This window comes from Oleomonas cavernae (assembly GCF_003590945.1).
In the GTDB taxonomy this organism is placed as follows: domain Bacteria; phylum Pseudomonadota; class Alphaproteobacteria; order Zavarziniales; family Zavarziniaceae; genus Zavarzinia; species Zavarzinia cavernae.
Genome location: NZ_QYUK01000011.1, coordinates 1,535,169 through 1,557,596 on the forward strand (window position 1 = coordinate 1,535,169; position 22,428 = coordinate 1,557,596).

Below are 22,428 nucleotides of genomic sequence, written 5' to 3' on the forward strand. Positions count from 1 at the left end.
GCTGGAATTTTGTGCAGCGCAGCGGAAACACGCCCGCATTCGGGTGCCCGATGGTCGGGCGGTTGTGCCGCAGGGAAGCGGAAAAACGCTCAATGAGTTTTGAAGAACTGGGCCTCAGCGCCGAGGTGCTGCGCGCGGTGGCCGAGAGCGGCTACACCGAGCCGACCCCGATTCAGGCCCAGGCCATCCCCCAAGTGCTGCGCGGTCGCGACGTCATGGGCATCGCGCAGACCGGCACGGGCAAGACCGCCGCCTTCACCATGCCGATGATCGACGTCCTGGCCGCCGGCCGGGCCAAGGCGCGGATGCCGCGTTCGCTGATCCTGGAGCCGACCCGCGAACTGGCCGCCCAGGTGGCCGAAAGCTTCGAGAAATACGGCAAGTACCACCGCCTTTCGATGGCGCTGCTGATCGGCGGCGTCTCGATGGAAGACCAGATCAAGAAGCTGGACCGCGGCGTCGACGTGCTGATCGCCACCCCCGGCCGCCTGCTCGACCATCACGAGCGCGGCCGCATCATGATGAGCGGCATCAAGGTCCTGGTGGTCGACGAAGCCGACCGCATGCTCGACATGGGCTTCATCCCCGACCTCGAGCGCATCTGCAAGCTGCTGCCGACCAATCGCCAGACCCTGTTCTTCTCGGCCACCATGATGCCGGACATCAAGCGCCTGGCCGACGCCTTCCTGACCACGCCGGTGGAAATCTCGGTCAGCCGCCCCTCCTCGACCGCGACCACGGTCACCCAGGGGCTGATCATCGTCGAGGACGCCGACAAGCGCGGCGCCCTGCGCAACCTGCTGCGCACCGAGACGCTGAACCACGCGCTGATCTTCTGCAATCGCAAGCGTGACGTCGACATCGTCGGCAAGTCGCTGATCAAGCACGGCTTCAACGCCGCCGCCCTGCACGGCGACATGGTCCAGTCCGAGCGTACCGCGGTGCTGGACCGGTTCCGGTCGGGCGAAGTGCCGATCCTGGTGGCGAGCGACGTCGCCGCGCGCGGCCTGGATGTCGCCGAGATCAGCCACGTCTTCAATTTCGACGTGCCGATCCACGCCGAGGATTACGTCCACCGCATCGGCCGCACCGGCCGTGCCGGGCGCGAGGGCAAGGCCTATACCCTGGCCACGCCCTATGACGCCAAGTTCGTCCGCGCCATCGAGGACCTGATCAAGCAGCCGATCCCGCGCATCGTCGTCGAGGGTGTCGAGGCGGGCGAATTGCTCAGCGACGAGCAGGCCAAGTCGCGCAAGCGCGGCCGCCACAAGCCGGTGGCGACGCTCAGCCATGTCAAGCTGCCCAAGAGCGGCAAGGACAAGGCCCCGCGCAAGGCGCCGGAGGCACCGGCGGAGGAGCCCGTCCGCGGGCGTCGCCGCGACGAGGAAGAGCGCGCGCCACGTGCCGCGGCCCCGGCAGCGCCCCCGCCGTCGAGCACCGACCGCTCGGGCTCTGAGCGCTATCGTGCCGACTTTGCGGTCGATCGCAGCGAACAGCGCCGCGACCGCCGCCCCGGCCGCCGCGACGACGACCTGGGCCCCAGCGTGGTCGGCTTCGGCGACCATGTGCCGGCCTTCATCCTGCGCCCGGTCTACCCCGAGCATCGCGCCGCCGAAGAACGCAGCGCCTGATCCTACGGAACAAAGAAAAGCCGGCGTGACCTTTACGATCACGCCGGCTTTTCTTTTTTGGGGGGCGTCTCTATCTGCCCCCCAACCGTCATTCCGGCGAAAGCCGGAATCCATTGGGACGTCGCGCGCTGCCCCGGAATGGATCCCGGCCTTCGCCGGGATGACGATACTGATTACAAGGTTACTTCAGCATGAAGCCCAGCAGGCGCTCGATGCGCTTGCCGTAGGGCGGGCGCATCATGCCCAGCAGGTTGTACTTGGACTGGTGCATGACCGCCTTCTTGTGGCTGAAGGTCATGAAGCCGTCGCGGCCGTGGTACGAACCCATGCCCGAGGGGCCGACACCGCCGAACGGCAGGTCTTCCTGGCCGACGTGCATCACCGTCTCGTTGATGCAGGCGCCGCCCGAGGTGGTGCGGCTCATCACCTTGTCCTGAGCGCCCTTGTCGTCGGAGAAGACATAGAGCGCCAGGGGCCGGGCATGGCCGTTGACATAGTCGATCGCCTCGTCGATCTGGGTGTAGGTCTTGATCGGCATCAGGGGGCCGAAGATCTCGTCCTGCATGATCTTCATGTCGTCGGTCGGATCGAGGATCAGGGTCGGCGGGATCTTGTGGTTGGGCTGCTGCTCGAAGCTCTCATTGGCCGGGTTGACCTCGACCACGCGGGCGCCCTTGGACTGGGCATCGGCGATCAGGCCGCGCAGCCGGTCGTAATGGCGCTGGTTGACCACCGAGGTGTAATCCGCGTTATCCTTCAGGGTCGGATACATCTTGGCGACCTTGGCCTTAACCAGGTCGACGAACTCCTCGCGCTTGTCGTTGGGCACGAAGACATAGTCGGGCGCCACGCAGGTCTGCCCGGCATTGAGCAGCTTGCCGGTGACGATGCTGCTGACCGCCGCATCCATGCGCGCGGCACGGTCGACGATGGCCGGCGACTTGCCGCCCAACTCAAGGGTGACCGGCACCAGGTTTTCCGCCGCCGCGCGCATCACGTGCTTGCCGACCGAGGTCGCCCCGGTGAACAGCATGTGGTCGAAGGGCAGGCGCGAGAATGCCTCGCCCACGTCGGGCCCGCCGGTGATCACCGCCACTTCATTGTCGGTGAAGACGGCGCGCAGGGCCTTGGCCATCGCCTCCGAGGTGCGCGGCGTGTATTCCGAGGGCTTCAGCATGACCCGGTTGCCGGCGGCGATCGCCGCGGCCATCGGCGCATAGGCGAGCTGGATCGGGTAGTTCCAGGGCGAGATCACGCCGATGACGCCCAGCGGCTGGAAGAGGATCTTGTTGGAAGCCGGGAAATAGTTGATCGAGACCGGCCGCCTCTCGGGCTTCATCCATTTGGCGACATGCTTGCGCATGTGCTTGATGCCCTCGACCGTGACCACGAAGTCGGTCAGCAGGGTCTCGTGCGTGGAGCGATGACCGAAGTCGGCCGAGACCGCCGCGATCAGGGCATCCTTGTTGTCCATCAGGGAGGCCCTCAGCTTGTCGAGGCGGGCGCGCCGCTCCTCCAGGCTGGGGGGGCCGGCCTTCAGGAAGTCCGCCCGCTGCCGGTCGAGAATGCCGCGCAGGGAGCCTGCAATGTCCGTTGTGCCCGCGATGTCGAGCCGTGCTTCCGCCACACTCATCTTTTCCTCCGCCCGGGCCCTTGGCCTCGTTGTCCGACAATTAGTCAGATTGTGCAGCGCCAGCGCCGCCAACGCAATATTTTCACCCTTTATGCAATAAGTCAGTTTTGTGCAGTGCAAAAGAAATCGGTTGACGAACGCGCCCGACCCACTTATCTAAGTCTCATGTTGCACCGCACCATGACTTCGCGATGCACCGCGGTACCTGCTTACGCCCCTATTTCGAACCCCAAGAAACGCTGATTCAGGAGAGCAAAGATGGCGACCAAGAAGAAGACCGCTGCCAGCGACGTGGCCGGTGAAGTGCTCGAGACCGTTGTCGAATCGGTCGAGACCGTTGAAGGCGCGACCGCCAAGGCGGGCGAAGCCGTGGAAAGCGCGCTCGACGCCGCGACCACCCAGCTCGAGAAGGCCGTGGCCTGGGGCCGCGAGCAGGTGACCACTTCGGCCGAGAAGGTCGAAGAGAGCACCAAGAAGGCCGTTGCCGAGGTGAAGGACAACCTCTCGAAGGTGACTTCGCTGGTGCGCGACCGCTACGCCACCGTCAAGGCCGGCTACGGCGACGTGGCCACCTTCAGCAAGGCGACCGTCACCGACGTCGTCGCCTCGGGCAAGGCCGCTGCCGATGGCATCAAGTCGGTCGGCGAAGCCGTCGTCGAGGCCGTCAAGGTCGCCGCCGAAGAGAACGTCGGCACGGCGAAGAAGCTGTGGGCCGTCAAGTCGCTGGGCGAAGCCGTCGACCTGCAGGACAAGTACACCAAGACCGCGCTCGACCTCTACCTGGCCCATTCCCAGAAGATCGCCGAGACCGCTGCCTCGGCCGTTCGCGCCGCGATCGAGCCGCTGCATGCGCGCTTTGCCGCCCTGGCGACCGAGATCGAAAAGCGCCGCGTCGCTTAATTTCTCGACCAAGGCGTGTTATCAGGGGGCGGCTTTTCAGCCGCCCCCTTTGTTTTGCCGCCACGCGCGCCTTCGGAAATCAACGCCTCATGACTTATGCCGTCGGCCTTCTGCTGGATGCCGGTCTCGTTTTCGCATCCGATAATCGCACCAATGCCGGCGTCGACCATGTGGCGACGTTCAAGAAGATGACGGTGTTCGAGACGCCCGGCGACCGGGTGATCGTGCTCATGGGCTCGGGCAACCTGTCCATCACCCAGTCCGTGGTCGGCCAGTTGAAGGCCTGGAACAGCGGCGAAAAAGCGCCGCGCAGCCGCACCAACCGGGCCTTGAGCAAGGCCGCCAACATGTTCGAGGCGGCACGCATCGTCGGCGCCGCCCTGCGCGAGGTCTACGCCCTGGATGGCGAGCACCTGCGCGAACACGGCACCGACTTCAACGCCACCTTCATCCTGGGCGGCCAGATCGGCCAGGAACCGCCGCGCCTGTTCCACGTCTATTCCGCCGGCAACTTCATCGAGGCCGGCCCCGACACCACCTATTTCCAGATCGGCGAGACCAAGTACGGCAAGCCGATCATCGACCGCATCGTGCGACGCGAGACGTCGCTGGCGACGGCGGCCAAGTGCACCTTGATCTCGTTCGATTCGACCATGCGCTCGAACGTGTCGGTGGCCATGCCGATCGACGTCCTGGTCTATGACCGCGACAGCCTGAAAGTCGGCTTCTATCGCCGCATCCCGCGCAACGATCCCTATATGACCGGCCTGTCGGATGCCTGGTCGCGCGGCCTCTCCGCCGCCTTCGACGCCCTGCCCGATCCCGACTGGCCGGTGGGCGCCTCCCCTGTCTCCAAAAGCCGGCCGCGCCGGCGCTAGGGCGGCCGGTGCCCGAATCGGTCGCTCCTTGCCGTCGCGTCGCGCTGGCTTAGGGGCAACAGGGTTCACAAGCCCCTTTTGACGGTCATAATCGCCCGGTCCCGCGCAAAAAGAGGACCCAATGACCTATGAAACGCTCGTCTACGAGCGACGGGGAGCAGTCGCCCATATCACCTTGAACCGGCCCGAGGTGCTGAACGGCCTCAACGGCGCGATGTTCAGCGACCTCAATGCCGTGTTCGACGCCGTCGCGGCGGACGTCCAGGTGCGCGCCGTGCTGTTGACCGGTGCCGGCCGGGCCTTCTGCTCGGGTGCCGACCTGTCGGCACCGCGCGACGCGCCGGAAGGCGGCACCATCGGCGACGGCGTCGCCCAGAACATGCACGCGGTCATCAACCCGTTGATCCTGCGCATCACCACGCTGGGCAAGCCGGTGGTCGCCGCCGTCAACGGCGTCACCGCCGGCGGCGGCGTCGGCCTGGCGCTGGCCTGCGACATCGTGATCGCGGCCAAGTCGGCCAGCTTCATCCAGGTCTTCGGGCCCAAGCTCGGCATCGTGCCGGACATGGGCTGCACCTGGTTCCTGCCGCGCCTGGTCGGCCGGGCTCGCGCCACCGGCCTCGCCCTGCTGGGCGACAGGCTGCCGGCCGAGAAGGCCGCCGAATGGGGCCTGATCTGGGCCGCGGTCGAAGACAGTGCGCTGCTGGCGGAAGCCACCGCGATCGCCGAACGCCTGGCGGCGGGGCCGACCCGGGGCTTCGGCCTGATCAAGAAGGCGCTGGACGCTTCCCAGGGCAACGACCTGGGCCAGCAGCTCGGCGTCGAGGCGGAATCGCAGCGCATCGCTTTCGGCACGCAGGACACGATCGAGGGCATCACCGCCTTCCTGCAGAAACGTGCCGCCAATTTCACCGGAGCTTGACCCCATGGCCCACGAGTACACCCGCGTTACCGTCTCGGTTACCGACGGCATCTTCACCCTGACCCTGAACCACCCGGAGGCGCTGAACGCCGTCTCCAAGGCGATGATCCGCGACATCACCGCCGCGGTGACCCAGGCCGAGGATCCGGCCACCGGCGCCCGCTGCCTGCTGATCACCGGGGCCGGCCGCGGCTTCTGCGCCGGCGCCAACCTGGCCGATCCCGAGGGCCTCGCCGATGACGGCGTGCCCGATGTCGGCCGCGTGCTGGAAGACTGGTACAACCCGCTGTTCAAGCGCCTGCGCGACCTGAAGATGCCCATCGTCACGGCGATCAACGGCCCCGCCGCCGGCGTCGGCATGAGCTTCGCCCTGATGGGCGATGTGTCGGTCGCGGCCCGTTCCGCGAGCTTCCTCCAGGCCTTCGCCAAGATCGGCCTGGTGCCGGACGGTGGTTCGTCCTGGCTGCTGCCCCGCCTGGTCGGCCGCGCCCGGGCCCTGGAACTGGCCCTGCTGGCCGAAAAGCTGCCGGCCGAGAAGGCCGCCGAATGGGGCCTGATCACCAAGGTGGTCGACGACGCCGAGCTGATGCCCACCGCGCTGGCCTATGCCAAAAAGCTGGCGAATGGCCCCACGGTGACCCTGGGCTACATCCGCAAGATGATGCACGCGAGCTTCGAGAGCAGCTTCGACCAGCAACTCGACCTCGAACGCCAGCTTCAGCGCGCGGCCGGCCAGACCGCCGACTTCCAGGAAGGTGTCGCCGCCTTCCTGCAGAAACGGCCGGCGGCCTTCAAGGGGAAGTAATCTCGGACGACCAAGTTGCGTGGTTCGACAGGCTCACCATGAGGAAATTTTTTTTGCCACAAAGATTGCCCTCATCCTGAGCCTGTCGAAGGACGCACGATGGTGCTGCGAGGCTACTTCTTCTTTTTCTTCCTTGCCCGCGCCTTGGTCTTCGACGACCGGGCGATTTCCAGCGCCTTGCGGGCCCAGACGAGCAGTTCGTCGGGCTCGTCCAGCAGGTGCTCGGGCAGGTACCAGTAGGACATGATGACGTTCTGGCCGTCCCTACCCTCGTAGGAGAACGGTGCCGAGCCGGCGGCTTCGAAATCCGGGCGGTTACGGTCGGCGACCTTGAGGTAGATCACCTCGCCCGCTTCCAGCGCGAACATCACGTCGTCGACATAGAGGCCGGTGCCGCCGAACATCTTGCGCGGCCGCACCGGGCCCAGCGGTTCGAGCAGTTCGATGAAAAGGTCGACGATCCCGCTCATGCCGCGCGCCATCCCATGTCCCAAAAGGCCGCTTCCAGGCGGCAAGCCTGCGCGAAGGTGTGCGCCAGCAGGGGCAGCCGCGCCGGCGTCAGGCGCACGGCGCCCAGCCGGTCCAGTTCGGCCACCGCCTCGTCGGCCAGACTGCCATAGTCGGGCCCGGCATACATCTCGATCCAGGGCAGGTAAGGATTGCCGGCGGCCATGAAATCCGGCCGGGCCTTCAGCCCCAGGGCAATATCGCGGTAGCCGACGACGCAAGGCGCCAGGGCGACCTTGAGGTCCAGCACGTCGCCCGCCAGCCCGCGTTCGATCACATAGCGGGTATAGGCCATGGTTTCTGGCGCCTCGGGGGCCGCTTCCATCTCAGGCAAACCAATCCCCCAGCCGCGGCAGAAATCGACATGCAGCGCCATCTCGTGGTCGATCAGCGCGGTCAAGGTGCTTGCTGCCGAGCGCATGCCGGCCAGATCGTCCGCCTTCACCACCGCCAGGGCATAGGCCCGGGCGAAGTGGATCAGGAACAGGTAGTCCTGCACCAGGTAGCGGCGAAAACAGGCTTGGGGCAGGTCGCCCCGGGCCAGGCCGTGGACGAAGGGGTGATCGGTGTAGGCTTGCCAGTCGGCGGCCGCCAGATCGCGCAGGCGGCCGAACAGGCCAGCGCTCACGCCCGCTCCTCGATCCAGGCGGCCTGAATGGCTTCGAGGATCTTCTCGTTGGAGCGGTTGGGATCGTCGGCGAAGCCCGGCAGGGCCAGCACCCATTTGTGCAGGTCGGTAAAGCGCAGGTTCACCACGTCGACATGCGGGTAAGCCTCTTCCAGCTCGATCGCGATATCGTTGACGTCGGTCCAGCGCAAGGCCGCCACCTTACTTGTCCACCATCATGTTGCGGGTGGCGGCCGGCAGGGTCACCACCAGGCCGTCCAGGTCGTCGGACATGATGATCTGGCAGCCCAGGCGCGAGGTGTGGGTCAGGCCGAAGGCGAGGTCGAGCATGTCTTCCTCCTCCTCGGTCGCTTCCGACAGCGCGCCGAAATATTCCGGGTCGATGATCACGTGGCAGGTCGAACAGGCCAGCGAGCCTTCGCAGGCGCCTTCCAGGTCGATCTTGTTGCGGTGGGCGATCTCCAGCACCGAAAGGCCGACGGGCGCGTCCACTTCCGTGCGCGTTTTACCGTCCGGGCTGATGAAGACCATCTTGGGCATCGTTCTCTCCAAATCCTCGGGGGCGAGGCTTAGCCCGCCTGCAGCCGGGATTCAAGCCGGCTGACCTCGACCCCGGCCAGCGCCTTGCGAATATTACGGTCCATGCGCAGCTCGGCAAAGGGCCGGGCCGCGGCTTCCAGGGCCTCGGTCGCGGTCAGGATGGCGTCGCGATCCTCGCCCGCCATCACCGCTTCCAGGGCGGCGCGGGCCTCATCGATGGCGCCGCGCTCGTCTTGTGACAAAAGGTCACCATCAGCCGCCAAGGCCCCGTCCAGGGCCAGGGTCATGCGCCGGGCATCCACCCGCGCCTCGGCCAGCAGGCGAGTGGTGACGTCGCTGCGGGCGTTCTCGAAGGCGGCCTGGAGCATGCCGGCCATCTCGTCCTCGCTCAGGCCATAGGACGGCTTGACCTCGACGCGGGCCTCGGTGCCGGTCAAGGCCTCGCGGGCCGAGACGGTCAGCAGGCCGTCGGCATCGACGGTGAAGGTCACGCGGATGCGCGCGGCCCCGGCCACCATGGGCGGGATGCCGGCCAGGACGAAGCGGGCCAGCGAGCGGTTCTGCTCCACCATCTCGCGCTCGCCCTGCACCGCATGGATCGCCATGGCGGTCTGGCCGTCCTGATAGGTGGTGAAATCCTGGGCCCGGCTGACCGGGATCGGGGTGTTGCGGCCGATCACCTTCTCGACCAGGCCGCCCATGGTCTCCAGCCCCAGGGACAGGGGCACCACATCCAGCAGCAAGGTGTCGGAGCCACGGGTCAGCGCCTCGGCCTGCAAGGCGGCGCCCAGGGCCACCACCTCGTCGGGGTCGATATCGGCCAGCGGATCGCGGCCGAACAGGCGGGCGACTTCGCGGCGGACCAGCGGCACCCGGGTCGAACCGCCGACCAGGACGACACCCGAGAGCTCGGCCGGGCTCACTTGTGCATCATGGAGCACGGCGCGGGCCGCCTCGATGGTGCGGCCGACCAGCGGCGCGATCAGCGCCTCGAAGGCGGCACGGGTAATCTCGTGGCGGGTCGCCCGGTCGCCCAGGTCGAGATCGGCGGTAACGGTATCTTCGTCGGTCAGGGCTTCCTTGGCCCGCCGGGCGGCGGACAGGGCGCGCTTGACGTCCTGGGACGCGATATCGCCGCCGCGCTGCTTCAGCAGGTGCTCGGCCAGGGCATGGTCGAAATCATCGCCGCCCAGGGCGGCGTCGCCGCCGGTGCCCAGCACCTGGAAGACGCCCTTCTCCAGCTTCAGCAACGAGACATCGAAGGTCCCGCCCCCCAGGTCGTAGACGGCGTAAAGCCCTTCGGCCGCACGGTCGAGGCCGTAGGCCAGGGCGGCGGCAGTCGGTTCGTTGACCAGGCGCAGGGCTTCCAGACCGGCGAGACGCGCGGCATCGCGCGTGGCGGTGCGGGCGGCATCGTCGAAATAGGCAGGCACGGTGATCACCGCCCGGTCGACCGTCTTGCCCAGGACCATTTCGGCCCGCTGCTTCAAGCTGCGCAGGATCTCAGCCGAGACTTCGACCGGCGAAATGATGCGCCCGCCAATGTCGAGCTTCACCATGCCGCCCTGGCCGTCGTCATGGGTCTTCTGGGCCAGGTGTCCCCCTAAGGTGGCGACCTCCCCTGCCCCGCGGCCCATCAGGCGCTTGACGCTGGCGACCACCCGGTCGGGCTCATCCTCCAGGATGCGCTTGGCAACGCGGCCAACGATGGGCTCGTCGTCGCCTTCAAGGTAGGCGACGACGGAAGGCACCAGGCCGTCACCCAGGGCATCGCGCAGGATTTCCGGCCGGCCGTCGACCGCGATTGCCACCAGCGAATTGGTCGTGCCCAGGTCGATGCCCACGGCCGCCGTCGCCGCGTCCTCGGCATGAGGCAGCGGCGTCTGGCCGGGTTCATGGATATCGAGCAGGATCATGACAAGGCCACCCTGGGTGCGAGCTTGCGGCGAAGCTCCTGCCCCAGTTTCGCAAGATAGGAAAGACGCAGCGCCTCGCGCGTCGCGCCGTCGAGATCATCGGCCCCGAAAGCCTGGCCCAGCCGCGCGACCACCGCGCCGGTCTCGGCCTCGATGCGCCGGGCCAGGCTGGCCAGGTCGGTTGCCTCGTCCAGCGCCTCGCGCCATTCCATGGCTTCCATCAGCAGTTCGGGATCGGCAATGGTCTTGCCGTCGTCGCCCGGCAGGGGGCGGCCGGCGCTCTCCAGCAGGTGGCGCGCCCGGGCCAAGGGCTCGCGCAGGGTCTCATAGGCTTGGTTGATCAGGGTCGCGTGCTGCAGCGACAAGGTCTTTTCCTTCGCCCCCGGCTGGCGAAGCGGTCGGGATGGAAGCGGCGCTGGGCGGCGAAATAGGCCCGCTCCAGGGTCTTCTCGCTCAGGGCAAAGTCGCGCGGCAGGCCAAGTCTCGCAAAGTGATCGAGCTGGCCCGGCGGCTGCAAGGCGTTACAGGCCGCGCAGATCGCATCATCGACCGCCGCGCCACAGGCCTGGCACGTCGCCGTCATGTTCGGTGCCGTCGCGGCAGAAGACATTGCCATTCCAACTCAATCGTCATCCCGGCGCAGGCCGGGATCCATCGCCATACAGGGCCAGATCACCCGGCCATATCAATCGAAGGTTCCGTCAGCCGCCCGATGGATCCCGGCCTTCGCCGGGATGACGGGCACGACTAGACGTGGAAAGACTCGCCGCAGCCGCAGCGGGCCTTTTCGTTCGGGTTGATGAAGACGAAGCCCGACTTCAGCTTGTCGGTCTCGAAATCCATCTTGGTGCCGATCAGGAACATCACCGCCTTGGGGTCGATCAGGACGGTGACGCCCTTGTCCTCGACCACCTCGTCGTACTTGCCCTTCTCGTCGGCGTATTCGAGCGTGTACTGCATGCCCGAACAGCCGGCCGTGCGCACGCCGATGCGCACGCCCGCCGAGGGCTTGCCGCGCTTGTCGAGCAGTTCCTTCACCCGCGAGGCCGCGGGGTCGGTGATGCTCATGATCTGGCGTAGTGCTGGCGCCATGGCAGACTTCCTTACGACTGGCCGTGCTTTGCCTTGTAGTCCGCGATGGCGGCCTTGATCGCATCCTCGGCCAGGACCGAGCAATGGATCTTCACCGGCGGCAGGGCCAGGTGCTGGGCGATCTGCGTGTTCTTGATCGTCGCCGCTTCGTCCAGGCTCTTGCCCTTGACCCATTCGGTAACCAGGCTCGACGAGGCGATCGCCGAACCGCAGCCGAAGGTCTTGAACTTCGCGTCCTCGATCAGGCCGTCGGCGCTCACCTTGATCTGCAGCTTCATGACGTCGCCGCAGGCCGGCGCACCGACCAGGCCGGTGCCGACACTGTCGTCACCCTTGTCGAACGAGCCCACATTGCGCGGGTTCTCGTAGTGGTCGATCAATTTTTCACTGTAAGACATTGCCGTAACTCCTTGATTTTATTCCGCTCAGTGGTCAGCCCATTGGATCGACTTGATGTCGATGCCATCCTGGACCATTTCCCACAGCGGGCTCATTTCCCGCAGCTTGGAAACCTTGTTCACGATCGCCTCGGCGGCGTAATCGATCTCGGCCTCGGTCGTGAAGCGGCCGAAGCCGAAACGGATCGAGGTGTGGGCCAGCTCTTCCTCGACGCCCAGCGCGCGCAACACGTAGGACGGCTCCAGCGAGGCCGAGGTGCAGGCCGAACCCGACGAGACCGCCAAGTCCTTGATCCCCATGATCAGGGACTCGCCTTCGACATAGGCGAAGGACAGGTTCAGGTTGCCCGGGATGCGCTGGTCGACGTCGCCGTTCAGGAACACGTCGGGCAGGCGCTGCTTCACTGTCGCATAGAACTTGTCGGCCAGCTTGCGAATGCGGTCGTTGTCCTGGGTCATCTCCTCGCGGGCGATGCGCGCCGCCTCGCCCAGGCCGACGCACAGGGGCGGCGACAGGGTGCCGGAACGCATGCCGCGCTCTTGGCCCCCGCCGCTCATCATCGCGACCAGGCGCACGCGCGGCTTGCGCCGCACGAACAGGGCGCCGATGCCCTTGGGACCATAGAGCTTGTGGCCCGAGATCGACATCAGGTCGATCCCCAGGGCGTTCACGTCCAGCGGGATCTTGCCGGCGGCCTGGGCCGCGTCGGTGTGGAAGAAGGCGCCCTTCTCATGGGCGATCTTGGCGATCTCGGCCAGGGGCTGGATCACGCCGATCTCGTTGTTCACAGCCATGATCGAGACGATCGCCGTGCGCTGCGTCACCGCCGCGCGCAACTGCTCAAGGTCGATCAGGCCGTTCTGCGCGACCGGCAGGTAGGTGACCTTGAAGCCTTCCTGTTCCAGGTGGCGGCAGGTGTCGAGCACGCACTTGTGCTCGGTCACCACGGTGACGATCTCGTCCTTGCGGTCCTTGTAGAAGTGGCCCACGCCCTTGATCGCCAGATTGTTCGATTCGGTGGCGCCGCTGGTGAAGATGATCTCGCGCGGGTCGGCGCCGATCAGCTTGGCCACCTCCTCGCGGGCGTTCTCCACCGCCTCTTCCGCTTCCCAGCCGAACTTGTGGCTGCGGCTGTGCGGGTTGCCGAACTTGCCTGTGAAATAGGGCATCATGGCGTCCAGCACCCGGGGATCCATCGGCGTGGTCGCCTGATAGTCGAGATAGATCGGCAACTGGATGTTGGGGCGGGTCTCCGACCCGTTGACCCTCTCGGCGGTCCCGTCAGCCATGACTCAATTCCTTCTGACCAAGCCCGGAACGCATAAGCGACGCGCGTCCGGCAAATTCGATATAAGCACCCAGGAAGCGTTCGACATCGGCCATGGTCGAGGCCCAGCCCAGACTGACGCGAATGGCCGACCGGGCAACCGCTTCCGCCTCGCCCATGGCCGTGATCACCGGGCTGGGCCGCACCTTGCCCGAGGAGCAGGCAGCCCCCGCGCCGACCAGCACGCCGGCCAGGTCCAGCGCCATCACCTGGGTTTCCGCCGGCACGCCGGCGAGCCCGATACAGCTCGTGTTGGCGACCCGCGCAGCGCCGGCCCCGAAGATCCGGGCCGCGGCCACCCTTGCCGTTACCTCACGCTCCAACAGGTCACGCAGGGCGGCGATCCGCGCCACCTGCGGCAATTCCTCGACCGCAACCCTGGCCGCGGCGCCGAAGCCGGCGATACCGGCCAGGTTCTCGGTCCCGGCCCGGCGGCCATATTCCTGGCCGCCGCCGAACAGCAGGGGTGCCAGTTCCAGCCCCGCCCGCTTGACCAGGGCACCGACACCCGCCGGCCCGCCGATCTTGTGGGCGGAGAGGCTGAGCAGGTCGACGCCCAGCGCCTGGACATCCAGGGCCAGCTTGCCCGCCGCCTGCACCGCGTCGCTGTGGACCAGCGCGCCGTGGCCATGGGCGATCGCTGCCGCTTCCGCCACCGGCTGGATCACACCGGTCTCGTTGTTGACCAGCATCACCGAAACCAGCGCCCGGCCCGGGCCGGCCGCCAGCAGGCGCCCGAGAGCCACGAGATCGATCACGCCGTCGCCGTCCACGGGCAGGATCTCGACCGGCACGCCAGCGGCCAGGGCCGCGGCGCGCACCGCATCATGCTCGACCGCCGAGATGACGAGCCGCTGCACCAGGCCGCCGCGCACGGCGCCCAGCAGGGCCATGTTGCTGGCCTCGGTGCCGCCGCTGGTGAAAATGACATCTGCCGCATCCACGGCCGCCAGGGCGGCGACGGCATCACGGGCCTCCTCGATCGCGCGGCGCGCCAGGCGCCCGCTGCGATGGACCGACGAGGGATTGCCGCCGATGCTCAAGGCCGCCGTCACAGCCTCGACCACCACGGGGCGCGTCGGCGCACCGGCGTTGTAGTCGAGATAGGCGGCGACGCTGCTCATCGGTTCATGAACCTCCTCAGGCGACACGTTCGACGGGGTCGCGCAGCACCAGGCCGCTCGACCCCAGGACCCGGCGACTGACCACGTCAGCCAGCGAGACGCTGGAGAGATAGAGGTGGATCTGGTGGCTCAACTCTTCCCACAGGTCGTGAGTAGCGCAGCGGCCGCGATTGCCCCGGCAACCGGCCGAGGTCGCAAGGTCGCAGCGCGTTGCCTTGATCGGCTCGTCCACCGCCAGCACGATATCGGCGATGCGGGTGTCGTTGGCGCCGCGCCCCAGGACGTAACCGCCGCCGGGACCGCGCACGCTCTTCACCAGGCCGCCGCGCCGCAGCTTGCCGAACAATTGCTCCAGATAGGACAGCGAGATCTCCTGCCGCTCGGCGATATCGGCCAGCGAGACCGGCTTTCCTTCGCCATGAGCCGCCAGATCGACCATGGCCATGACGGCATAGCGCCCGCGCGTGGACAGTTTCATCTGCCTCGCCTCCTCAATGGTTGGCCGCCGCGGCATGGGGTCCTTCGACCACCTCGCCGTGCGGTTCGGCCGTGCCGCCCAGCCGGGATTCAAGTTCGGCCACCCGGGCGGACAGGGCATGTACCCGCGCCACCAGGCTCTCGATTTCGTCTTCGACCGGATCGGGCATCTTGCCGCCCATGGTGCCGTAGGCGCAGAAGTCCAGCGCCCGGTCGACCAGCCGGGGTGCCGCATTCGCCGGCTTGGCCGGAATGCCGACCACCGTGGTCGCGGCCGCGACATCGCTGACCACCACGGCATTGGCGCCGACGCGGGCATCTTCGCCCACCGTGATCGGCCCCAGGATCTGCGCGCCCGACCCGACGATGACCCGGTCGCGCAAGGTGGGATGACGCTTCACCCCGACCTGGGCCCGCGAATTGACCGACGGCAACAGGCCGCCCAGGGTGACATCGTGATAGAGCGTCACGTCGTCGCCGATTTGCGCGGTCTCGCCGATCACCACGCCCAGGCCGTGATCGATGAACAGGCGCCGGCCGATCTGTGCGCCCGGATGGATCTCGATGCCGGTGAACAGCCGCGCCAGATAGGAAAACCAGCGTGCCGACAGGCGCCAGTCGCGCTGCCAAAGCCAATGGGCCACCCGGTGCATGGCGACGGCATGGAAGCTGGGATAGGACAACAGCACCTCGATCCGCGACCGGGCTGCCGGATCGCGGGCGATGTAGCTGTCTATCTCGTCCTTCAACCGCGTAAACATGCCTGCCCCTGCTGGGTCGAAAAGCACCCGCGCCGGCGGCGCCGAGCCTCTTCAGTCGAGTTTTCTTGCATCAGCGAAAGCCGGCCGTGTATACCTCCGCCCCGCCACGCATTTTGGCGGTGGGACCGACAAGTCCGACCGCCAGGGTCAGATTTAGGTTGTCCGACTGTTTTAGTCAAGTATATGCACGGGCAAGGCCGCCATGTTCCAAGGGCGTAGCGGCATGATTACCCCAGCAGTTGAGCAAAACAGTCGGGTATCGCGTCAAGGGGACCGGAATGCCTGAGATCATCTTCAACGGCCCGGCCGGGCGACTCGAAGGCCGCTACCATCATGCCGGCACCGGCGTGCCCGTGGCCCTGGTCCTGCACCCGCACCCGCAGTTCGGCGGGACCATGAACAACAAGGTCGTCTACAACCTGTTTCACACCTTCGTGAACCGCGGTTTTTCGGTCCTGCGCTTCAATTTCCGCGGGGTGGGGCGCAGCCAGGGCAGCTTCGACAACGGCGCCGGCGAACTCTCCGATGCCGCCTCGGCACTCGACTGGATGCAGACCTACAACCCGTCGGCCGCGGAGTGCTGGGTCGCCGGCTTCTCCTTCGGCGCCTGGATCGGCATGCAGCTTCTGATGCGCCGGCCCGAAATCAACGGCTTCATTTCGGTCGCACCGCCCGCCAGCCGTTATGATTTCACCTTCCTGGCGCCCTGCCCGTCCGACGGCCTGATCCTGCAGGGCACCGACGACCAGGTGGTGGCCGAGCCGGAGGTGGCCAAGCTCGCCACCCGCCTGTCGAACCAGCGCGGCATCAAGGTGAAGTACGAGACCATCAAGGGCGCCGGCCACTTCTTCGAAGACCAGATGGACGACCTCGTGCGGATCTGCGGCGGCTACCTCGACATGCGCATGGGCCGGAACACCTGACCACCCGGCATCGGCACCGGCACGCCGGTGGTCGTCGGCAGGCTCAGGGCCAAGCCGCGCAAGGCGCGCACGGCGAGATAGGCGAAGGCCTCGGCCTCGATACTGTCGCCGCGCCAGCCCGCACTCTCCACCGGCTGCACCGCCACGCCCAGGCGGGTACCCAGCATCTCCATCATGACCGGGTTGTGCCGCCCGCCCCCGGTGACCAGGAACCGGGTCACCGGCCTGGGGAAATGCACCCGCGCCTGGGCGATCGCCTCGACCGTGAAAGCGGTCAAAGTCGCGGCGCCATCCTCGGCCGCAAGCCCGCGCACGGCGCCCAGGGTGAAGTCGTCGCGGTCCAGCGATTTGGGCACGCCTAAGTCGAAGAACGGGTGATCCATCATCTGGTTGAGGATCTGGATATCGACCTCGCCCGCCCCGGCCAGGGCCCCATCGGCATCGACCGGCCGGCCGGTGTGGGCCAGCGCCCAGTCGTCGATCAGGGCATTGCCGGGGCCGCAATCGAAGGCGACCGGCGCCTCCTCCGGGTCCAGGCCGATCCAGGTGAGGTTCGAGACGCCGCCGATGTTCAAGACGGCGATCGGCCCGTCGCGTTCCATCATGCCCCGCGCCAGGGCCTGGTGATACAGCGGGGCGAAGGGTGCGCCCTGGCCCCCGGCGGCGACGTCCGCCAGGCGAAACTGGCCGACCACGTCGATGCTGAATTCATAGGCCAGGGCCAGGCCGTCGCCGATCTGCCAGGTCAGGTGCTGGTCCGGGCGATGCAGGATGGTCTGGCCATGGAAACCGATGACCCCGATCGCGTCGCGCGGCGTGCCCGTCCGGGCCAGGAAATGCTCGATGGCGGCGCGGTGCGCCTCGGTGACCCGGGCCTCGGCCTCGCGCACCGCGCCTGGCACCGCCTGGCCGGGATCCCAGGCGGCGGCGACGCGGCTGGCCTCGCGGATGGCGGCGCGGGTCGTGGGGGTCAGGGGCACCGTCATGACCGGGCCGAAATGGGCGATGCGCTCGCCGTCGGTATCGATCAGCGCCAGGTCAATGCCGTCGGCCGACGTCCCGCTCATCAGGCCCAATGCCCGCATCACGGCCGTCATCGCCCTCTCCTCCGAGGGAGGAGGGGGTTGGGTGAGGAGGTCGTCGGACAGAACGGGTTTACGGTCGCCACCACGAACCGGCCCAACCCACCTCCCCCGACCCCTCCCCCCAAAGGGCGGAGGGGGATATTGCTTGTGGCGTCACGATTCGCCTCCGGTTGTCCCGCCGTATCCGGTCATGCTACACCCCGCGCACCATGACGAGCTTGAAATCAGACTTTCTGCGGGTCCTCACCGAACGCCGCTACATCCATCAGTGCACGAACCTCGAGGGCCTCGACGCGCTCGCGGCGCAGAAGGCGCCGTTTGCCGCCTATATCGGCTTCGATGCCACGGCGGCGTCGCTGCATGTCGGCTCGCTCGTCCAGATCATGATGCTGCGCAAGCTCCAGCAGGCCGGCCACCAGCCGATCGTGCTGATGGGCGGCGGCACCACCAAGATCGGCGACCCGTCGTTCCGCGACGAGTCCCGTCCCCTGCTGGACGAGGCGCGCATCGCCCAGAACATCGCCGGCATCAAGCGCGTCTTCGCGAAATTCCTGACCTTCGGCGACGGCCCGACCGACGCCGTGATGGTCGACAACGACGCCTGGCTGTCGCAGCTCAACTACATCGAGTTCCTGCGCGATTACGGCCGGCATTTCTCGGTCAACCGGATGCTGTCGCAAGACAGCGTGAAGCTGCGCCTCGAGCGCGAGCAGAACCTGTCGTTCCTCGAATTCAACTACATGATCCTGCAGGCCTACGACTTCGCCGAACTCTCGCGCCGCCATGGCGTACGCCTGCAGATGGGCGGCTCGGACCAGTGGGGCAATATCGTCCAGGGCGTCGACCTGGGCCGGCGCGTCGCCGACATCGAACTGTTCGGCCTGACCTCGCCACTCATCACCTCGGCCTCGGGCGCCAAGATGGGCAAGACCGCCAAGGGCGCGGTCTGGCTCAACGAGGATGCGCTGTCGCCTTACGATTACTGGCAATTCTGGCGCAACACGGAAGATGGCGACGTCGGCCGCTTCCTGCGCCTGTTCACCGAACTGCCGGCGGTGGAGGTCGCCCGCCTGGAAGCGCTGCAAGGCGCCGAGTTGAACGACGCCAAGAAGATCCTGGCGACCGAGGCGACGACACTCGCCCATGGCGCCGCGGCGGCCGCGGCGGCAGCCGAGACGGCGCGCAAGACCTTCGAGGAAGGCACCGTTGCCGATACGCTGCCAAGGATCGCGGTGGATACCGCCGCCCTGGCGGCAGGCGTGCCGGTCTACGAACTGCTGGTCAAGGCCGGCATGGCCGCCTCCAACGGCGAGGCCCGCCGCCTGATCAAGGGCAACGGTGTCCGCCTGGACGACCAGCCGGTGGCCGACGAATTCGCCAAGGTAACCGGCCTGGGTACTGACGGCTCGGTCAAGCTGTCTGCCGGCAAGAAACGCCACGCGCTGATCGTTGCCGACTGACCCGGCGTCTGCGGCCTTGGAGAGGCGCTGTGCGTCCTTCGAGACGCCATGCTTCGCATGGCTCCTCAGGATGAGGGAAGTCTTTGTGCCAAAATAGTTTTCCTCATCCTGAGGAGGCCCGAAGGGCCGTCTCGAAGGACGCACAGCCGGCGTGCCCGGCGCCTCACCAAGGGTTCAACAGGGCGACGCCCATCGGCATGAAATCCTTTACGTTCCTGGTCACGATGGTCAGGCGATGAACGAGCGCGGTGGCGGCGATCAGCGCGTCGCGTTGGGGGCGTGGATCAGGAACGTGCAGCGGCGCGCAGCGCAGTGCGACTTGCGTGTCGACTGCCAGGATACGCCCGTCGAAGGCAGGTAGAACCTTGTGGTTGATCCAGCTTCGCAGCACGGTGCCCTGGGCTTGATCGCGCCTCGCGATCAGCAAGGCGCCGGCTTCGATCTCAAGGATGGTAATCGACGACAGGAACATCTGTGCGGCCGGCACGCTGTCGGCCCAGGCGGCGACATTGACGTCAGTGCGGTCACGACGCCGAAGTTCCGACAGGACATTGGTGTCCAGCAGGAACATCAGCCCAGGTCTGCCGGCTTGAAGATACCGGTGCCCCACTTCGGCGGATCGAAATCGATGTCCTCAATGCCCGGTTGATCGAGCAGTTCGCGGATGCTCGGCCCACCGCCGGTCAGCTTCGAATAGGCGTCGTGACGCAGCAACACGTAGGCCGGCTGACCCCGATCGGTAATAATGACCGGCCCGTCGTCCGCTGCGCGCTTGGCGCGGCCGATATCCTGGTTGAAGTCACGGCTGGAAATGGTTGTCGTCGGCATGTAGCAACAATACTACAATTGCTTTGCCTCGGTCAACTACAGCAGGAAGTCAGCCGCCGTCAGCGTGTAGGTGCCCGTGAGGGTCAGTTCGAAATCGGCCGCGCCGTCGCCGTTGGCGTCGGCCGACACGATCGTGTTGTTGCCGCTGGTGACGGCACGCAACTGACCCGCCACGCCGCCGAAGGCCGCCGTGCCGATGAACTGGAAGGCATTGTCGGCGCTGGTCGAGGTGACGGCATCGATCAGCCGCAGATCGATACGGTCCAGGCCCGCCTCGAAATCCTGGATGATGTCGCGATTGGGGGTACCGGCGGGGCTGTCCGACAGGGCGGTGTAATAGAACAGGTCCCAGTCGGCGCCGCCCTTCAGCTTGTCGCGCCCGGCGCCGCCGACCAGCACGTCGCTCCCCGCCCCGCCGTCCAGCGTGTCGTTGTCCAGGCCGCCTTCCAGACGGTCGCCGCCGGCCTCGCCCTGCAGCGTGTCCTGGCCGGCGTCGCCCATCGCGATGTCATTGCCGTTGCCCGCCAGCACGGTGTCGTCCCCGCCGCCGGCGGCCAGGATATCCGCGCCATCGCCGCCGGTCAGCCGGTTCACGAAATTATTGGCCACGACCGAGAGGCCGGAGGCACTGCGCACCTCGATCCGTTCGATCTCGGCCGCCGCCGCCAGCACGTAGTTGGCGCTGAGCATGAGCTTGTCGCCGGTATCGCCCGCGGCCTCGATGACGAGGTCGCCCACGTTGTCTACATAGTAGATGTCGTTGCCCCCCAGGCCGCTGAGCGTGTCGGCGCCGCCGCCGCCATCGAGCTTGTTGGCACCGGCATTGCCGGTGATTTCCTGGTCGAAGCCGTTGCCCGTCAGGTTGAGGGCCGTGGTACTCGCCGCGTCCGCCGCCGCCAGCCGCTCGACATGGGCATTGCCGTCGAGCGTATAGCTGACGCTGGCCAACACGATGTCGAAGCCCTGCCCCGCCCCCTCGACTACCAAGTTGCCGGCACCGTTGACGTAATAGAGGTCGTTACCCAGGCCGCCGGCCAGCGTCTCCGTGCCGGTACCGCCGACCAGGATATCGTTGTGAACGGGGATGAAACTCTCCAGCACATCCATCTGCGGCGTGTCGACACCGTCGACCGGCGAGATCGTGAAGTAGTAGCGGTAGGAGGTGCCTGCCTCCCAATAGGTTACACCCACCCAGACGTCGGAATTCTGCGCCATATAGGCCAGCATGTTGGTCAGCGCCGTGGTCGCCAGCGTGTCGCTGTTGGCGCCCACCTCGCCCAGGAACAGCTTCTGCCCGTTGGCCCGGGCCCATTCGGTGACCGCGCGGATGCGGTCGACGCCGATGGTCGCCGAAACCGTGTCGGGCTGCATCCCGCCGCCGTCGGCGTCCATGTACTGGTGAACCTCGAAGACATAGTTGTCGGCGGGATCGACCACGCCCGTGCCGATGACCGGGGCATTGTCGGTCACGATCCAGCCCAGCGCACTGTCCCAGTCGACGCCGGGCACCAGCACGGTCTGCGTGGCGCCCGCCGCGCGGATCGCGGCGATGGCGGCATTGGCGGCCTGAAGCCAGGCCGAGGCATCCATGATCGGCTCGCCCATCAGGCCGAACATGACATTCTCGTTGGCGGCATAGTGCTGGGCCATGCGCGACCAGAAGTCCGCGAAGGCCGAGATCGGCAATTCCGGGCTGCCGATCGTGCTGCCGTAGGCCGAACCCCGGTTATGGGCGTCGAGGACGACCTTCACGCCGCGCGAGGTGGCGTAATTGACGATGTCGTCCAGCAGGGCCAGCTCGCTGGCCGACAAGGCGCCCGATGGCGTCGGCTGGATGCGGTCCCACAGAAAGGCCACCCGGATGACGTTCAGGCCCTTGTCCAGGTAGTAATCGAGCTCGGCATGGGTCGGGTAGAAATAGTGGGTGCCCAGCTCGTCGTCGGGGCTGGGCGGGTTGGTGCTTTCGCCGCCCGAGAAGGAGATGCCGACCAGGTCCAGGCCCGGCGTCGGGTCCACCGGCGGCGGCGTGGTGTCGAACACCAGGGCGCCGTTCGAATAGAGCGCCGCCTGTGTCCACCAAAGCCCCTCGTGCCCGGTCTGGTAGGCCGCGAATTCGGCCTCGAAGCGATTGTCGCCGACCGTGATGTAATCGATGTAGAGGTTGCGGTCGCCGTCCGCGCCGGCGGCATTGTTGATGAAATTGACCGCGATTTCGCTGGGCCCGGCCGTGCCGAATTGCGTGCCGATGTCGATGACGACGTCCTGCCACAGGCCCGCCGGGTGATCGGCTGTTGCCGTGAAGGTGCCGCCGATCTGCTGACCGTCGGCGACCACGGTGAACGCGGCGCCACCCTGCCAGCTATCCGCTGACACCCGAAGCGTGACCAACGTCATTGATCGTTCTCCCCCGGCCTTGCCGGCCACCCTCAGGAGTACCCATGCCGCCTTTGGCCGCGGGCTGCAAGTTGACTTGAGCGCGCAGTGTCGCAGCCCAACCCTTAAGCAAAGATTACCGGCATCGCGACCCGCCGCTTCCCCTGCGCCGGCATCGCTTTCGCCGGGCCGATCGCTTATGTTTCCGCATGGAACCAG

General features: G+C 66.9%; 25 protein-coding genes. 7 read left to right on the top strand and 18 right to left on the bottom strand.

The genetic code is table 11. From position 1 onward, the window contains the following. Positions 1-92 precede the first annotated feature (92 nt). Complete coding sequence (locus tag D3874_RS11070; protein ID WP_119778132.1) at positions 93-1,631, top strand: DEAD/DEAH box helicase; 1,539 nt, start codon at positions 93-95, stop codon at positions 1,629-1,631. Positions 1,632-1,812: 181 nt separating this feature from the next. Here D3874_RS11070 and D3874_RS11075 read toward each other — a convergent pair whose 3' ends face one another. Continuing rightward, on the bottom strand, positions 1,813-3,264 hold the full coding sequence (locus D3874_RS11075; protein ID WP_119778133.1) for a coniferyl aldehyde dehydrogenase: 1,452 nt from the start codon (positions 3,262-3,264) through the stop codon (positions 1,813-1,815). A 258-nt stretch (positions 3,265-3,522) separates the two neighbouring features. Between D3874_RS11075 and phaP the strand changes: the two genes are divergently transcribed. The 4 genes from phaP to D3874_RS11095 all read left to right on the top strand — a co-directional run bounded on the left by phaP (position 3,523) and on the right by D3874_RS11095 (position 6,769). Then, positions 3,523-4,164 (top strand): TIGR01841 family phasin, encoded by a 642-nt coding sequence (phaP, locus tag D3874_RS11080; RefSeq protein WP_119778134.1) that lies wholly within the window; start codon positions 3,523-3,525, stop codon positions 4,162-4,164. Positions 4,165-4,253: 89 nt separating this feature from the next. Beyond that, positions 4,254-5,042: a proteasome-type protease gene (locus D3874_RS11085; protein ID WP_119778135.1), complete on the top strand. Its 789-nt coding sequence runs from the start codon at positions 4,254-4,256 to the stop codon at positions 5,040-5,042. Positions 5,043-5,163: 121 nt separating this feature from the next. Further along, positions 5,164-5,964, top strand: coding sequence for an enoyl-CoA hydratase-related protein (locus D3874_RS11090; protein ID WP_119778136.1), 801 nt, complete (start codon positions 5,164-5,166; stop codon positions 5,962-5,964). Positions 5,965-5,968: 4 nt separating this feature from the next. Then, complete coding sequence (locus D3874_RS11095) at positions 5,969-6,769, top strand: enoyl-CoA hydratase/isomerase (protein WP_119778137.1); 801 nt, start codon at positions 5,969-5,971, stop codon at positions 6,767-6,769. Between the two features lie 113 nt (positions 6,770-6,882). Here D3874_RS11095 and D3874_RS11100 read toward each other — a convergent pair whose 3' ends face one another. From D3874_RS11100 to cysE, 13 genes are all read right to left on the bottom strand, one after another. Further along, the gene (locus D3874_RS11100) at positions 6,883-7,239 is read right to left on the bottom strand and encodes a TfoX/Sxy family protein (RefSeq protein ID WP_158595939.1); all 357 of its coding nucleotides are present in this window, start codon (positions 7,237-7,239) and stop codon (positions 6,883-6,885) included. Then, positions 7,236-7,904, bottom strand: a complete 669-nt coding sequence (gene tenA / locus D3874_RS11105; RefSeq protein WP_233559911.1) for a thiaminase II — start codon at positions 7,902-7,904, stop codon at positions 7,236-7,238. The genes D3874_RS11100 and tenA overlap by 4 nt, the downstream gene beginning before the upstream one ends. Continuing rightward, positions 7,901-8,104: a Fe-S cluster assembly protein IscX gene (iscX, locus tag D3874_RS11110; protein ID WP_199699338.1), complete on the bottom strand. Its 204-nt coding sequence runs from the start codon at positions 8,102-8,104 to the stop codon at positions 7,901-7,903. Before iscX ends, tenA begins: the two co-directional genes overlap by 4 nt. 1 nt (position 8,105) lies before the next feature. Further along, positions 8,106-8,444 (bottom strand): ferredoxin family 2Fe-2S iron-sulfur cluster binding protein, encoded by a 339-nt coding sequence (locus D3874_RS11115; RefSeq protein ID WP_119778140.1) that lies wholly within the window; start codon positions 8,442-8,444, stop codon positions 8,106-8,108. Positions 8,445-8,473: 29 nt separating this feature from the next. Then, positions 8,474-10,360 (bottom strand): Fe-S protein assembly chaperone HscA, encoded by a 1,887-nt coding sequence (gene hscA, locus D3874_RS11120; RefSeq protein WP_119778141.1) that lies wholly within the window; start codon positions 10,358-10,360, stop codon positions 8,474-8,476. Then, the gene (gene hscB / locus D3874_RS11125) at positions 10,357-10,725 is read right to left on the bottom strand and encodes a Fe-S protein assembly co-chaperone HscB (RefSeq protein ID WP_119778142.1); all 369 of its coding nucleotides are present in this window, start codon (positions 10,723-10,725) and stop codon (positions 10,357-10,359) included. Before hscB ends, hscA begins: the two co-directional genes overlap by 4 nt. After that, positions 10,701-10,943, bottom strand: a complete 243-nt coding sequence (locus D3874_RS27950; RefSeq protein WP_147385621.1) for a J domain-containing protein — start codon at positions 10,941-10,943, stop codon at positions 10,701-10,703. The genes hscB and D3874_RS27950 overlap by 25 nt, the downstream gene beginning before the upstream one ends. Positions 10,944-11,107: 164 nt before the next feature. Continuing rightward, positions 11,108-11,452: a HesB/IscA family protein gene (locus D3874_RS11130; RefSeq protein ID WP_119778143.1), complete on the bottom strand. Its 345-nt coding sequence runs from the start codon at positions 11,450-11,452 to the stop codon at positions 11,108-11,110. 11 nt (positions 11,453-11,463) lie between these two features. Next, entirely contained in the window at positions 11,464-11,850 is a 387-nt protein-coding gene (gene iscU, locus D3874_RS11135; RefSeq protein WP_119778144.1) for a Fe-S cluster assembly scaffold IscU, read from the bottom strand. 27 nt (positions 11,851-11,877) lie between these two features. Further along, positions 11,878-13,140, bottom strand: coding sequence for an IscS subfamily cysteine desulfurase (locus D3874_RS11140; protein WP_119778145.1), 1,263 nt, complete (start codon positions 13,138-13,140; stop codon positions 11,878-11,880). After that, the gene (locus tag D3874_RS11145; RefSeq protein ID WP_119778146.1) at positions 13,133-14,302 is read right to left on the bottom strand and encodes a cysteine desulfurase family protein; all 1,170 of its coding nucleotides are present in this window, start codon (positions 14,300-14,302) and stop codon (positions 13,133-13,135) included. The genes D3874_RS11140 and D3874_RS11145 overlap by 8 nt, the downstream gene beginning before the upstream one ends. A gap of 16 nt (positions 14,303-14,318) precedes the next feature. Beyond that, the gene (locus D3874_RS11150) at positions 14,319-14,780 is read right to left on the bottom strand and encodes an Rrf2 family transcriptional regulator (RefSeq protein WP_119778147.1); all 462 of its coding nucleotides are present in this window, start codon (positions 14,778-14,780) and stop codon (positions 14,319-14,321) included. A 13-nt stretch (positions 14,781-14,793) separates the two neighbouring features. Then, on the bottom strand, positions 14,794-15,540 hold the full coding sequence (gene cysE, locus D3874_RS11155; protein ID WP_119778148.1) for a serine O-acetyltransferase: 747 nt from the start codon (positions 15,538-15,540) through the stop codon (positions 14,794-14,796). Positions 15,541-15,818: 278 nt separating this feature from the next. Here cysE and D3874_RS11160 point away from each other — a divergent pair, with 278 nt between their 5' ends. Beyond that, complete coding sequence (locus D3874_RS11160; RefSeq protein WP_119778149.1) at positions 15,819-16,463, top strand: alpha/beta hydrolase; 645 nt, start codon at positions 15,819-15,821, stop codon at positions 16,461-16,463. Here D3874_RS11160 and D3874_RS11165 read toward each other — a convergent pair. Next, a complete protein-coding gene (locus tag D3874_RS11165) occupies positions 16,430-17,548 on the bottom strand; it encodes an anhydro-N-acetylmuramic acid kinase (RefSeq protein WP_119782253.1) in 1,119 nt (372 codons plus the stop codon). The two genes, D3874_RS11160 and D3874_RS11165, sit on opposite strands and share 34 nt — an antisense overlap. 209 nt (positions 17,549-17,757) lie before the next feature. Between D3874_RS11165 and tyrS the strand changes: the two genes are divergently transcribed. Continuing rightward, positions 17,758-19,008 (top strand): tyrosine--tRNA ligase, encoded by a 1,251-nt coding sequence (tyrS, locus tag D3874_RS11170; protein ID WP_119778150.1) that lies wholly within the window; start codon positions 17,758-17,760, stop codon positions 19,006-19,008. A gap of 163 nt (positions 19,009-19,171) precedes the next feature. Here the strand turns inward: tyrS and D3874_RS11175 are convergent, their stop codons facing one another. From D3874_RS11175 to D3874_RS11185, 3 genes are read right to left on the bottom strand one after another with little or no spacing between them, the layout of a single operon-like run. Further along, complete coding sequence (locus D3874_RS11175) at positions 19,172-19,579, bottom strand: type II toxin-antitoxin system VapC family toxin (RefSeq protein ID WP_119778151.1); 408 nt, start codon at positions 19,577-19,579, stop codon at positions 19,172-19,174. Continuing rightward, positions 19,579-19,836, bottom strand: a complete 258-nt coding sequence (locus D3874_RS11180; RefSeq protein ID WP_119778152.1) for a type II toxin-antitoxin system Phd/YefM family antitoxin — start codon at positions 19,834-19,836, stop codon at positions 19,579-19,581. The genes D3874_RS11175 and D3874_RS11180 overlap by 1 nt, the downstream gene beginning before the upstream one ends. A gap of 36 nt (positions 19,837-19,872) precedes the next feature. Continuing rightward, positions 19,873-22,230 carry a cellulase family glycosylhydrolase gene (locus tag D3874_RS11185; RefSeq protein WP_158595940.1) on the bottom strand — a complete coding sequence of 786 codons (2,358 nt, stop codon included), beginning with the start codon at positions 22,228-22,230 and terminating at the stop codon, positions 19,873-19,875. Positions 22,231-22,428: the final 198 nt, after the last annotated feature.

Bases quoted from the DNA above. Each gene is read 5' to 3' on its own strand.
- D3874_RS11175 (WP_119778151.1), bottom strand. From the start codon at position 19,579: ATGTTCCTGCTGGACACCAATGTCCTGTCGGAACTTCGGCGTCGTGAC.
- D3874_RS11095 (WP_119778137.1), top strand. From the start codon at position 5,969: ATGGCCCACGAGTACACCCGCGTTACCGTCTCGGTTACCGACGGCATC.
- D3874_RS11075 (WP_119778133.1), bottom strand. From the start codon at position 3,264: ATGAGTGTGGCGGAAGCACGGCTCGACATCGCGGGCACAACGGACATT.
- D3874_RS11130 (WP_119778143.1), bottom strand. From the start codon at position 11,452: ATGGCGCCAGCACTACGCCAGATCATGAGCATCACCGACCCCGCGGCC.
- D3874_RS11165 (WP_119782253.1), bottom strand. From the start codon at position 17,548: ATGCGGGCATTGGGCCTGATGAGCGGGACGTCGGCCGACGGCATTGAC.
- D3874_RS11160 (WP_119778149.1), top strand. From the start codon at position 15,819: ATGCCTGAGATCATCTTCAACGGCCCGGCCGGGCGACTCGAAGGCCGC.
- D3874_RS11090 (WP_119778136.1), top strand. From the start codon at position 5,164: ATGACCTATGAAACGCTCGTCTACGAGCGACGGGGAGCAGTCGCCCAT.
- cysE (WP_119778148.1), bottom strand. From the start codon at position 15,540: ATGTTTACGCGGTTGAAGGACGAGATAGACAGCTACATCGCCCGCGAT.
- D3874_RS11085 (WP_119778135.1), top strand. From the start codon at position 4,254: ATGACTTATGCCGTCGGCCTTCTGCTGGATGCCGGTCTCGTTTTCGCA.
- phaP (WP_119778134.1), top strand. From the start codon at position 3,523: ATGGCGACCAAGAAGAAGACCGCTGCCAGCGACGTGGCCGGTGAAGTG.
- D3874_RS11140 (WP_119778145.1), bottom strand. From the start codon at position 13,140: ATGGCTGACGGGACCGCCGAGAGGGTCAACGGGTCGGAGACCCGCCCC.
- D3874_RS11145 (WP_119778146.1), bottom strand. From the start codon at position 14,302: ATGAGCAGCGTCGCCGCCTATCTCGACTACAACGCCGGTGCGCCGACG.
- D3874_RS11115 (WP_119778140.1), bottom strand. From the start codon at position 8,444: ATGCCCAAGATGGTCTTCATCAGCCCGGACGGTAAAACGCGCACGGAA.
- tyrS (WP_119778150.1), top strand. From the start codon at position 17,758: ATGACGAGCTTGAAATCAGACTTTCTGCGGGTCCTCACCGAACGCCGC.
- D3874_RS11100 (WP_158595939.1), bottom strand. From the start codon at position 7,239: ATGAGCGGGATCGTCGACCTTTTCATCGAACTGCTCGAACCGCTGGGC.
- D3874_RS11180 (WP_119778152.1), bottom strand. From the start codon at position 19,836: ATGCCGACGACAACCATTTCCAGCCGTGACTTCAACCAGGATATCGGC.
- D3874_RS11185 (WP_158595940.1), bottom strand. From the start codon at position 22,230: ATGACGTTGGTCACGCTTCGGGTGTCAGCGGATAGCTGGCAGGGTGGC.
- D3874_RS11070 (WP_119778132.1), top strand. From the start codon at position 93: ATGAGTTTTGAAGAACTGGGCCTCAGCGCCGAGGTGCTGCGCGCGGTG.
- hscA (WP_119778141.1), bottom strand. From the start codon at position 10,360: ATGATCCTGCTCGATATCCATGAACCCGGCCAGACGCCGCTGCCTCAT.
- iscU (WP_119778144.1), bottom strand. From the start codon at position 11,850: ATGTCTTACAGTGAAAAATTGATCGACCACTACGAGAACCCGCGCAAT.
- D3874_RS27950 (WP_147385621.1), bottom strand. From the start codon at position 10,943: ATGACGGCGACGTGCCAGGCCTGTGGCGCGGCGGTCGATGATGCGATC.
- D3874_RS11150 (WP_119778147.1), bottom strand. From the start codon at position 14,780: ATGAAACTGTCCACGCGCGGGCGCTATGCCGTCATGGCCATGGTCGAT.